Source organism: Vibrio rubrogenes (assembly GCF_059641415.1).
The window spans coordinates 17,178-27,892 of record NZ_JCARSY010000043.1; the positions used below are offsets into that span (position 1 = coordinate 17,178).

General features: G+C 48.4%; 10 protein-coding genes. 6 read left to right on the forward strand and 4 right to left on the reverse strand.

The window, feature by feature from the left end; genetic code table 11:
• Positions 1-37: 37 nt before the first annotated feature.
• Entirely contained in the window at positions 38-1,729 is a 1,692-nt protein-coding gene (locus AC55NX_RS18770; RefSeq protein ID WP_496997120.1) for an L-lactate permease, read from the reverse strand.
• Positions 1,730-1,931: 202 nt separating this feature from the next.
• Here AC55NX_RS18770 and AC55NX_RS18775 point away from each other — a divergent pair, with 202 nt between their 5' ends.
• The 3 genes from AC55NX_RS18775 to AC55NX_RS18785 all read left to right on the forward strand — a co-directional run bounded on the left by AC55NX_RS18775 (position 1,932) and on the right by AC55NX_RS18785 (position 4,502).
• Positions 1,932-2,834, forward strand: a complete 903-nt coding sequence (locus tag AC55NX_RS18775; protein ID WP_496997121.1) for a LysR family transcriptional regulator — start codon at positions 1,932-1,934, stop codon at positions 2,832-2,834.
• A gap of 125 nt (positions 2,835-2,959) precedes the next feature.
• On the forward strand, positions 2,960-3,586 hold the full coding sequence (locus tag AC55NX_RS18780; protein ID WP_059122261.1) for a fused MFS/spermidine synthase: 627 nt from the start codon (positions 2,960-2,962) through the stop codon (positions 3,584-3,586).
• 49 nt (positions 3,587-3,635) lie between these two features.
• A complete protein-coding gene (locus AC55NX_RS18785; protein ID WP_496997122.1) occupies positions 3,636-4,502 on the forward strand; it encodes a spermidine synthase in 867 nt (288 codons plus the stop codon).
• A 74-nt stretch (positions 4,503-4,576) separates the two neighbouring features.
• Here AC55NX_RS18785 and AC55NX_RS18790 read toward each other — a convergent pair whose 3' ends face one another.
• Positions 4,577-5,533 carry an AEC family transporter gene (locus AC55NX_RS18790; protein WP_496997123.1) on the reverse strand — a complete coding sequence of 319 codons (957 nt, stop codon included), beginning with the start codon at positions 5,531-5,533 and terminating at the stop codon, positions 4,577-4,579.
• A 286-nt stretch (positions 5,534-5,819) separates the two neighbouring features.
• On the opposite strand from AC55NX_RS18790, the gene AC55NX_RS18795 reads away from it, so the two are divergent.
• Positions 5,820-7,205 carry an SLC13 family permease gene (locus tag AC55NX_RS18795; protein WP_496997124.1) on the forward strand — a complete coding sequence of 462 codons (1,386 nt, stop codon included), beginning with the start codon at positions 5,820-5,822 and terminating at the stop codon, positions 7,203-7,205.
• A gap of 152 nt (positions 7,206-7,357) precedes the next feature.
• On the opposite strand, the gene AC55NX_RS18800 is transcribed toward AC55NX_RS18795, so the two are convergent.
• Positions 7,358-7,747: a nuclear transport factor 2 family protein gene (locus AC55NX_RS18800; RefSeq protein ID WP_496997125.1), complete on the reverse strand. Its 390-nt coding sequence runs from the start codon at positions 7,745-7,747 to the stop codon at positions 7,358-7,360.
• 113 nt (positions 7,748-7,860) lie between these two features.
• On the opposite strand from AC55NX_RS18800, the gene AC55NX_RS18805 reads away from it, so the two are divergent.
• Positions 7,861-8,592, forward strand: a complete 732-nt coding sequence (locus AC55NX_RS18805; RefSeq protein WP_496997126.1) for an AraC family transcriptional regulator — start codon at positions 7,861-7,863, stop codon at positions 8,590-8,592.
• Positions 8,593-8,688: 96 nt separating this feature from the next.
• Here the strand turns inward: AC55NX_RS18805 and AC55NX_RS18810 are convergent, their stop codons facing one another.
• Positions 8,689-9,306, reverse strand: a complete 618-nt coding sequence (locus AC55NX_RS18810; protein WP_496997127.1) for an NUDIX hydrolase — start codon at positions 9,304-9,306, stop codon at positions 8,689-8,691.
• 379 nt (positions 9,307-9,685) lie between these two features.
• Between AC55NX_RS18810 and AC55NX_RS18815 the strand changes: the two genes are divergently transcribed.
• Positions 9,686-10,600: a HEPN domain-containing protein gene (locus AC55NX_RS18815; RefSeq protein WP_496997128.1), complete on the forward strand. Its 915-nt coding sequence runs from the start codon at positions 9,686-9,688 to the stop codon at positions 10,598-10,600.
• Positions 10,601-10,715: the final 115 nt, after the last annotated feature.

Below are 10,715 nucleotides of genomic sequence, written 5' to 3' on the forward strand. Positions count from 1 at the left end.
ACTTTTCAGGCAGCTCGTTTTATTTCATCAGTTTGTTCTAATTCATCAGAGCGTCTGTGGCATGAAATCCATAGATCACCAGCAAGCCGATTAACCCTGTTACCACAAGATAATAGACTGTTGGGATAATGGTTTTACGCAAGGTTGCCCCTTCTCTGCCCAGCAGGCCGACAGTGGCTGATGCAGCGACGACATTGTGAATGGCTATCATGTTGCCGGCAGCCGCTCCGACGGCCTGCAAAGCAATCACAATCACGCTTGAAACTGAGAGAGTGTGAGCCACTTCAAACTGAAACTGACTGAACATCATATTCGAGACGGTATTTGAACCGGCGATAAATGCACCGAGTGCCCCGACCGTTGCGCTTAAAGCAGGAAACGCACTGCCAACCAGCCCGGCGGCGAAATCAGCTGTGGTGACCGGCATACTGGATAGGTCAGCGCCGTTGACGCCGGAGTTAATAAAGATCCGTACCATCGGAATGGTAAATACCAGCACAAATCCGGCTCCGACCAGCGTTTTACTTGATTCACCGAGTGCGCGGATCATCGGCGCCGGGTTTCTGGCTTGAATCAAGACCGCAAGTAGTGCGACGAATACCAGAATGCCACCGGGTAAGTACAAAGGCTGGAATGAGGTACTGACACCGACTTCACCGAGAATATTGGCAAACGAGAGATTGATACTCTGTAATAGCGCTTTAAAGTCAGGGCTGACCCGGCTGGCGACCAGTATCACCGCGAGAAGCAGGTAAGGTGTCCACGCCAAGGTGAGGCTCATCGGGTTCGAGCGGACACTTTTCAGATCCATTTTCAACGAGCCGAGCCATTCGCTAGGCCATTCGTGCTCAGGACGGAAATCCCAGACAGAACGGGGAACGAGGAACCCTTTTTTCGCCGCAGTGACCACCACCGCGAGCCCGACTAACCCACCGATCAGTGAGGGGAACTCAGGGCCGAGCAGTGCGCCGGTCAGCGCGTAAGGGATAGTGAAGGCCAGTCCGGCAAACAGGGCGAATGGCAGGATATCTAATCCTTCGGTCCAGCTTTTGTTTTTGCCGAAAAAGCGCGTCAACATCATCGCCATCAGCACCGGCATCAGAGTGCCGACGGTAGCATGGATCAGTGCAACGCTGGTGGTAATCTGCTGTAGATAGCTCTCCCAGCTTGAACCGTGATCCGCCAGTAGCTGGCTGATGTTGTGGCTATCGAGACCTTTACTGACACCGACCAGAATCGGCGTGCCGACCGCGCCGAAAGAGACGGGGGTCGATTGAATCATCATCCCCATCAATACCGCAGCCAGTGCCGGAAAACCAATCGCAACCAGCAGCGGGGCAGCAATGGCCGCAGGCGTGCCGAATCCGGAAGCGCCTTCAATAAAAGAGCCGAAACACCAGGCAATAATAATGGCCTGAATGCGTCGATCCGGAGAAATATCGGTAAAACCGTTACGAATCACGGTAATGGCACCGCTGTGTTTAAGGGTGTTGAGCAGAAAAATTGCCCCGAAGACGATCCAGAGCACGGAGACAGTAATGCCCAGCCCCTGTAGCACCGAGGCAAAAACGCGGTTGGCAGACATGTCCCAGCCGAATAAGGCAATGACAACGGTCAGACCGAATGCAATCGGCATCGCTTTTTTGGCGGGCCAGTTTAGGCCAATCAACAAAATTGCTGCGACAACAATCGGAGAAAAAGCAAGTAAGGCTAATAATGTTTCACTCATGGAGGCGACTTCCTTATGCGTAGAATAGAGCCATGGGTCGTGGTGACGTTTCATACGTTGAAACAGAGCCACATGGGTAGGGGGTTCTACAATTTGTTTTTATTTATGATGTTATTGTTAATCCAGTGTGAATCTAGCGCTTTATTTTTTGTGGATATAGGGAAATAATGAAAATGATTGATTCCAAAAGTGACATAATTGTATGAGAGCCGACGATCTGATTTTATTTTCTTCCGTGGTGGAACTGGGTAGTTTTAGTCTGGTTGCCGAGAAAAATAACCTTACTAATTCAGTGGTTAGCAAACGTATTGCGCGTCTGGAAAAAGAGCTCGGGGCACAACTTTTGTATCGGACAACGCGCAAACTCACCCTGACGGAAGCCGGAAAAGCCTTGCTACAAGGTGCTAAAAATGTGAAGCAAGCCACTCAAGAGGCGTTTGACGCCGTGGCCGGGTATGGCGAAAACCTCAGTGGTCATATCCGCATGTCGGTACCGACCATTTCCGGTGAGCTGCTCTTGGCAGATGCCGTTGCGGAGTTTTGTCAGATGCATCCGGGGCTGACGGTGGACATGTCGCTGGATAATCGCTTCGTTGATCCGATTGGTGAAGGCTATGACTTGGTGATTCGGACCGGATTACTGGAAGACTCCAGTTTGATTGCCCGGCACATTATTGATTCGCAGTGGGTGGTGTGTGCCACGAGTAGCTATATTGCCCGGGCGGGAACGCCGTACCGGCCGGAAGATTTGGTCAATCATAATTGTCTCCAGTATGTCTATCAGACAACCGGTGCCAGTGACTGGGAATTTAAAGGACCGGATGGCAATTACTTGTTAAAAGTCTCGGGGAGTTTTTCCAGTGATAATGCGATTGCATTGAGAAAGGCAGCGCTGAGCGGCTATGGCATTGCCTATTTGCCGCGCTGTCTGGTTTATCCTGATCTACAGGACGGCTCACTGATTGATTTATTCCCGCGGCAAGTCGGTAAAAGGCTTGGGGTTTACGCGATTTATCCGTTTACCCGTCAGCCACCGAATAAAATTCGGCTGCTGATTGAACATATCCGCGCCAGTTATCTCAAGATTGGCTACTATTTTTACTGAATCACCATCAGGAATATGTCCCTTCAGTACAGTGATTATTGATGATTCGACTTGCTATATGAATGATTCCTGCGAATATTATGAGAGCAGCGATTATTTATCTTGGAATAAACAATAGGAAGCATATGACGGTTGACAATGGATTGTTGAAGAATCGGTTTATTTTTTTACTCGCATTTCTGAGTGGCTTTTGCATCATGTCGGTCGAGCTGATGGGCGGCCGGATTCTGGCCCCTTATTTTGGCAGCAGCATCTATGTGTGGGGCAGCATCATTACCATTTTCATGGTGGCCTTGTCGGCTGGCTATCTGCTGGGCGGACAATGGTCGATGCATTCGCCTTCTTTACGCAAATTCAGTTTACTTTATCTGTGTGGTGCGGTGACTTTACTGCCGTTGGTGTTTTGGGGCGATACGGTGATGGAACAGGTTTTTATCCGGATTATGGACCCGCGTTATGGCTCACTGGTGGCAGCGCTGTTGCTATTTTTCCTGCCAACGTTGATTTTAGGCATGATTTCGCCATATTCGATCCGCTTACTGATCAGTGACTCCGGGCGTAGCGGGCAAGTTGCCGGTAAGCTTTATTTTGTCTCGACCTTGGGCAGCGCACTGGGAACGCTCTTGACGTCGTTTTATCTGGTGTTGTGGTTTGAAGTGAATACGATCCTATTGAGTTTGATTGGTATTTTGTGTGCCGGTGGCGTGGTTGCATTCTATGTCCGGTTTCCCCGAGTGGTTGCAGAGGCTTAAAGTCATGATATTGAAGAAGATGTTATCGGTGCGTATCTGGATGCCTGTCATGATGTTATTGATTGGATTTTCTGCCCAGAGTGAAGTGATCTATACCCAGAAGTCGCTCTATCGGGATATTGCGGTGGTCGAAAAAGATGGTTTGCGTTGCTTGGTGTTTGCGTTGGTGAAGGGCGACAGTGTCCAGACGTGCCAGTATCAGGACGAGCACGATCAACGGCTGGTCTATTCATATAGTCAGATGGTAATGGGCGGGTTGTTACTCAATCCTCAGCCGCAGCGGATACTTGTGATTGGACTGGGCGGTGCTTCGATTCCGAATGTGCTGACGCAGCTTTACCCGGACGCTGAAATGGATATTGTGGAATTGGATCCGGGCGTGGTCAAAGTGGCGCGGGATTACTTCCACTTTCAAGAAACCCCGCAGACTTCAGTGGCAGTTGCGGACGGACGCGTTTTTGTCAAACGTGCGCTGCTGCGGAAGAAAAAATATGACTTTATCATTCTTGATGCGTTTACCGGTGATTATATTCCGGAGCATTTGATGACCCGGGAATATCTACAGGAAGTGCAACGGCTAATGACCGAGGATGGCGTGCTGGTGGCAAATACCTGGTCTTCAAGTCGGCTTTATGCGCATGAATCAGAGACATATCGTCAGGTATTTGGTCCGTTCTTCAATTTCAAAATCAAACAGGAACAAAATTACGGTAACCGGATCATCATCGTCGGTAATGGCAAACAGCCGCTCCCTTCCCGGCAAGTGATGCAGCAACGGGCGAAGTCATTGGTCAAGCCGTTGGCGCCTTATAATGTCCTGATTGATCGCTATCCGGCACTGATGTCCACCAAAGCAGACTGGGATCGATCTGCCCGTCCTTTAACCGATCAGTATTCCCCTGCCAATCTGTTGTGATGTTTTGCCATGCTTAATCTAAAACAGGCAGTTTGTAAGACTGCCTGTTTGCTTGTCTTGTTTGTCGCGTGGCGTTAAATCAGCGCCAGTGATGACAGCACAAAGACCCCGAGTGTGGTGGTTAACAGCGACAACAAGGTTGTCAGCACAATGATATTGGCGGCCAGTGTCGCGTTGCCGCCCATGGCGCGTGCCATCACATAGCTGGCAGCAGCAGATGGTGCGGAACTGCATAAATAGATAATCCCCAGTTCTGAGCCCCGGAACCCACAGACCCATGCGCCGAAGGTGATCAGAATCGGACAGGCAAGGAGTTTGAATGCAGTTGCTGACCACGCCGGGGCCTTATCATGATTGAGTTGACGAATATCCAGCGACCCACCACCACAAATCAGTGCTAAAGGCAGGGTCATATTGGCAAAATATTGTCCGGCTGTGCCGGCGATATCCGGCAGGGTCAGATTGAGTTGAGAGAAAGCAAGCCCCAATAGAATGGCGATAATCAACGGGTTCTTGGTCAGTGTTTTGACCACCATCACCAGTGCCTTCATCCCCGATGGGCTACCCTTCGGCGTGAGCGTGAACACGGCCTGTACATTAAACAGCAGTGTTAAGGCTGCCACATACAGGGCCGCTTGTGCCAAGCCGTCAGGCCCGTATGCGTTAGCAATTAAAGCCAGCCCGATAATCGCGGTATTGCCGCGAAAAGCCCCTTGAATAATCACCCCTTGATCTGCCGCGCGCTTGAAATAATATTTGACCACCAGTGTGATCAACAGGAAAAAAGCGAAATTAGAAGCAACCCCATAGAGCACCAGTGAGCCACCTGCGGTGATGTCATGTGAAGAGTTGGCAATACTCAGAAACAGTAGCGCCGGGAGCGTGACTTTAAATACCAGACGCGATGCAACCTCAATAAAATGGTCATCGATGAGCTGGCTACGGCGGAAATAGATTCCCAGAAAAAGCATCAGACAGATCGGGCCGGTCACCGACAGGGAAAATTGCAGTTGTAGTAGTAGTAAATCCATAACGCTCCTGATTGGTAGATAAAGCTATGATTGATGCACCTTGGCATGATGACCACCGAATGGCCGGCCGATGAATAAAATTGCCATCATTTTTATTGGGATAACTGCTTTTATTGACTCGCGTAACAGAACCAAGGTATGGGTTATGTCATTAATTGTTATGTCGCTTATTGCCTACTTCATTGAATAATGACTCACAACCGCTTGCAATGGATGGTCGTCTCACATTGACCTTTTCCATCCGGGTTGCTGAGGTTCAACATAGCCCAAATAAAAAGGAAGTCTAATGAATAAAAACGATAATGTCCCTCTCCCCGCGAATACCCGAGAATGGTTTTTTAACCGTAATAGTATCATCATCTGTGCCGATATCCTGCTGTTTTTACTGCTTTATTTCACCTTACCGTTTCAGCCTGACGTGGTGTTGGGGATCAGCATGCTCACCTTCATTGCAGTGTTATGGTTAACCGAAGCACTGCATGTGACGGTGACCGCCATTCTGGTGCCGGTGATCTCTGTATTGTTCGGTGTGTTTGATACCACCACCGCGCTGAGTTATTTTTCCAACCCGATTATTTATCTGTTTCTGGGGGGCTTTGCGTTAGCCGCAGCCATGCACCGGCAGGGATTGGATAAAGTGGTTGCAGACAAGGTGCTCTTGCTGGCGAAAGGCAGAATGAGTATTGCGATTTTCATGCTGTTTATCGTCACTGCAGTCATCTCGATGTGGATTAGTAATACTGCAACAACCGCGATGATGCTGCCATTGGTACTGGGTATTCTGAGTAAAGTCGATGCAGACAAAGGCCATAAAACTTACGTTTTCGTGTTACTTGGCATTGCGTACAGCGCCAGTATCGGCGGAATTGCCACCGTGGTCGGTAGCCCGCCGAACGCGATTGCAGCCGCCGAAGTGGGGTTAACATTTACCGACTGGATGAAGTTTGGTATGCCTACTTCGATTGTGATGCTGCCAGTGATGATTGTGGTTCTCTATTTGCTACTCAAACCGGATCTGTCCGGCCATTTTGAGTTGAACCACGAACCGGTTGACTGGGATAAAGGCAAGATCGTAACGCTCGGTATTTTTGCACTGGTGGTGTTCTTCTGGGTGTTCAGTAAACCGATTAACGCTATGCTGGGCGGATTCAATTCATTTGATACCATCATTGCACTCGGGGCGATCATTCTGGTGAGTTTCGCCCGCGTCGTACACTGGAAAGATATTGAAAAAACAGCAGACTGGGGCGTGTTGCTGCTGTTCGGCGGCGGCATTTGTCTCAGTAATGTCCTCAAGCAGACCGGAACCAGCGTATTCATTGCTCACGAACTGAGCAGTATGATCTCAAACCTCGGACTGCTATGGATCGTAATTATCATCGCAACATTTGTGGTGTTCCTGACCGAGTTCGCCAGTAATACCGCCAGTGCAGCGTTGCTGATTCCGGTGTTTGCCAGCGTTGCGGAAGCGTTCGGTGTTTCACCGGTCTTGCTCTCGGTATTAATCGCGGTTGCTGCATCTTGTGCATTTATGTTACCGGTAGCAACCCCGCCCAACGCGATTGTGTTTGCCTCGGGTCATATCCAGCAGTCTGAGATGATGCGAGCCGGTATCTACTTAAATATCGCCTGTATTATTGTGCTAACCCTGATCGCGGTGTTTTTCTGGTAAGGGCCGCTATCAGACGGATTCCGGCCGATGATTCAGATCGGCAAAATCAAGGGCGCTGAATGCGCCCTTGATTATATTTTTCTTCACTCTATTTCAAGGGGTTCCCATTTTTAGCGGTTCTCGTGGTTTGGTGAGAATGCCTTCGTCTTGTTTTAATGTTTGCTGCCTAAGTCCTGATCGCTCTGTGAGCCGGTGAGCATTCGGGTTAATTCTTCGCAGCGAATGATCTGGCCGTCAGCAACGGTAAAGTGTGCCAGCACTTCAAATGTCGCATATGTACCATCTGCTTTCTCTGCCGTCACCTGATGGTGAGTCAAAACCGCATTACCCTCAGAGGCCGCTGCGAGCACCGTGAGCGAGATCTGCTTTGTTTCTTGTTTGAGTAATGCCAGATGATTGATGAAGTGATTGAAATCCAAATGTTCTCCATTCACAACCTGATGATAATGCTCAGCAAAATAGGTTCTGATGATGTGTATTTCATGCTTGGGGTGGGTCATCACGTCTGTTAATGCATGTAGCACTAGTTGGCGAGTATTCATGTTTTTAACCTTTTTGTGGGTGGGTCAAAACAAGATACAGGATTCATCGGTTGTATGATTATCGGTATTTTGCCATATTATATGGCTAATCGGCCATGTGGATGGATATCAACATGATGGATGTCGCCCCCCTCAATCACAGACAACGGCACGAAACGCCGTGGCATGCGCACCCAACCGGCCAGCTTTACTGGTTACAGCGCGGCATGATCATCATTGAAACGAACACTGCCCAATGGCCGATCACACCCGGTTCGGTGGGGGGGATCCCCGAACACTGCTCACACAAGGCGACTATATTAGCTGCGGTGCAGGGGTTCATTCTGCATTTTGATGAGGCGGATGCGGTTGAATTCCCTCAATTACCCGGCGTGTATGGGGTCAACTCTTTTTTGAGCGCTCTGATGGATCGGGCAACGCGTTTAACGGCGGCTGATTATCCACCGGATTATTTCTCGCATTGGCTGGTGTTATTCGGCTATGAACTGATGAGGTTGCACCGGTTGCCTGTCGGATTGCCGTTACCTTCAGACCGACGGGCCCGGCGTATCGCAGATGAGTTGCTTAACTGTCCTTCCACCGATTTAACTCAAGCACAACTGGCCGCCCGCAGCGGCGTGAGTGTGCGCACTCTGAGCCGTATTTTTATCCGAGAAACCGGGTTGACGTTTAGCCAATGGCGTCAGCAGTCGAAACTGGTCATCTCGCTCAAGTGGCTGCTGGCCGGTTGCACAATCAGCGACGTCGCGGAGCGCAGCGGCTATGGCAATGTCAGTGCCTATATTGAGGTATTCCGGCATCGTTTTGGCGAAACACCGGGGAAATTTCAGGCGAAGTTGGGTTAGACGGAAGAATAACTTTCAAGGCATGAAGGTTAGGAAGAAGGTTGAGTACCGCCCGCCATTATGTTCGTTCTAAACTTGTACGGTAAAGCAGCCCCTTTAATCGACGCAAATCTCACGACCGGGATGATGATAATGTTCAAACATGAGTTCAATGTCACTTTGTAAAACACGACTTTCCGAAAGATTTGGTAACTTGCTGCGTTCAAAAAAATCGATGTCTGAAATCTCAATATTAATTGCAGGGCTACCGGATTCAAAATCACAGAGAAAAAACATTTTGTAGATATGGAATGGATATTTCGGCTTATAGGGATGGATATCCCGGTCTCGTATCGCAACCAGTCTCGGTGAACTCACAACGTAACCTGACTCCTCCAGAACTTCACGGACAATCCCTTGTGACGGTGTTTCACAGGTATCAGCCCAGCCTCCGGGAAGTGACCAACTGTTATCTTCTCGCTCGCGAACAAGTAGTATCTTATTGTCCCGTATTACCCCGGCGCGCAAATCAACTTTTGGCGTGGGATAACCAGATTCAGGAATAAACAGATGCTTTACTTTTTCTACGGGTGTATGACTTAAATTAGCCAGCATTTCATGCGAGATATGTGCAATATCATTGAAGCGCTCCAAGTCAAACTTATCTTTTGAATACGTTTGACCGGCTTGGCCTATTGCCTGAAGTTGCTTTGCCCAGTGAAGCCATTGATTCATTATTTCCTCCTGAAAAAGTTAACGTTATATCGGTTGCTTGGCGATGGTTATATTAGTGCTCATCCAAATCACAAACTTGATACGCAAATTTCTTTCAGTAAAACTCATCTTTATGCTGATATCTGTATTCTTGCGTTATTCTTGGCATAAGTGAGTCCTCTAATCAATGATTGTTTAGGCTATTCGTTACAATCCATTGGGCACTAGTCAAGCAACAAACGTCATTGTTAATAACCTTTCAGAGACACAATAAAACGTAATATTCTTGAAGGAAAGGCCATATTTTGTCCTGACTCGCAGATTTAAATCGTTGCTCCGGTGAACCCCGGACAAAGGCATAGACATTTGTCCGGCACCTCGCCACACTAGGGGCATTGTTTTGGCTAACTGGTTAAAATCATTCAATATGAAGACTGCTCTCGACCACCTCCCTGAACGAAAACAGTACGAGCTGGGGCTGATTTCGACCATTCTGCGCGATACGTTGGATGATTTTATCGCCAACAAGCAGGGGAGTAAGTCTGAGTTCAAGATCCTGAAAATCATTCTGTTCGGCAGCCATGCCAAAGGCGGTTGGGTGAGTGATATTCCGAATGGGTATGTCAGCGACTATGACATCTTGGTGATTGTGAATCAGCCCGCGCTGGTGGAAGAAGATTTAATCTGGCGACGGGCAGAAGAACAGATCGACCGTAAAGTGAAAAGTGTGCCGTTAGGTTTGATTGTTCACACTTGGCAGGAAGTCAATGAACAGCTGCGGCAAGGTCACTACTTTTTTAAGGATATCCGTCAGGAAGGGATAGAAATCTTTGTCGCGACACCAAAAGCGCTGGCCGAGCCGGGCAATTTGAGTGAAGCAGAAATGCATCAAATTGCGCAAAAGCATTATGATCATTGGTTTGCCAGCGCTTCTGATTTCCTTGAATTATTTCAATTCTCTTTGGATAAACAAAAGTTTGCGCAATCGGCTTTCCTTTTACATCAAGCGACAGAACGTTTTTTTGCCTGTACTTTACTGGTGCTGACCAACTATCTGCCGAAAACACATAATATTGAAAAGCTGAAAAAATACTGTGCCGGTCAGGATCTTGCGTTTGCTGACATTTTCCCGATGGACGATAAATTCCACCGCCGCAGTTTCCGCCGTCTGCAACGCGCCTATATCGATGCGCGTTATTCAATGCATTATGAAATTACCTCAGAAGAGCTGGCCTATTTACAAAGCGAAGTGGAGAAATTAAAAGTGCTGGTGGAACGGTTGTGTCTGGCGCGGCTAGGGAATGATGTCAATTGAGATGGTGCTTGGGTTGAACATTGTCGAGCACCATTCGATTAGAACTTTTCACACTGCTGAATATTTTTCACATACTCTCTGAGTAAATTCTTTTTATAGACCGCTTTATTGTTTC

What these genes read in the sequence shown, in the direction of transcription:
- AC55NX_RS18805 (WP_496997126.1), top strand. Translation starts at nt 7,861, where the DNA reads ATGATGGATGTCGCCCCCCTCAATCACAGACAACGGCACGAAACGCCG.
- AC55NX_RS18785 (WP_496997122.1), top strand. Translation starts at nt 3,636, where the DNA reads ATGATGTTATTGATTGGATTTTCTGCCCAGAGTGAAGTGATCTATACC.
- AC55NX_RS18775 (WP_496997121.1), top strand. Translation starts at nt 1,932, where the DNA reads ATGAGAGCCGACGATCTGATTTTATTTTCTTCCGTGGTGGAACTGGGT.
- AC55NX_RS18810 (WP_496997127.1), bottom strand. Translation starts at nt 9,306, where the DNA reads ATGAATCAATGGCTTCACTGGGCAAAGCAACTTCAGGCAATAGGCCAA.
- AC55NX_RS18770 (WP_496997120.1), bottom strand. Translation starts at nt 1,729, where the DNA reads ATGAGTGAAACATTATTAGCCTTACTTGCTTTTTCTCCGATTGTTGTC.
- AC55NX_RS18790 (WP_496997123.1), bottom strand. Translation starts at nt 5,533, where the DNA reads ATGGATTTACTACTACTACAACTGCAATTTTCCCTGTCGGTGACCGGC.
- AC55NX_RS18780 (WP_059122261.1), top strand. Translation starts at nt 2,960, where the DNA reads ATGACGGTTGACAATGGATTGTTGAAGAATCGGTTTATTTTTTTACTC.
- AC55NX_RS18795 (WP_496997124.1), top strand. Translation starts at nt 5,820, where the DNA reads ATGAATAAAAACGATAATGTCCCTCTCCCCGCGAATACCCGAGAATGG.
- AC55NX_RS18800 (WP_496997125.1), bottom strand. Translation starts at nt 7,747, where the DNA reads ATGAATACTCGCCAACTAGTGCTACATGCATTAACAGACGTGATGACC.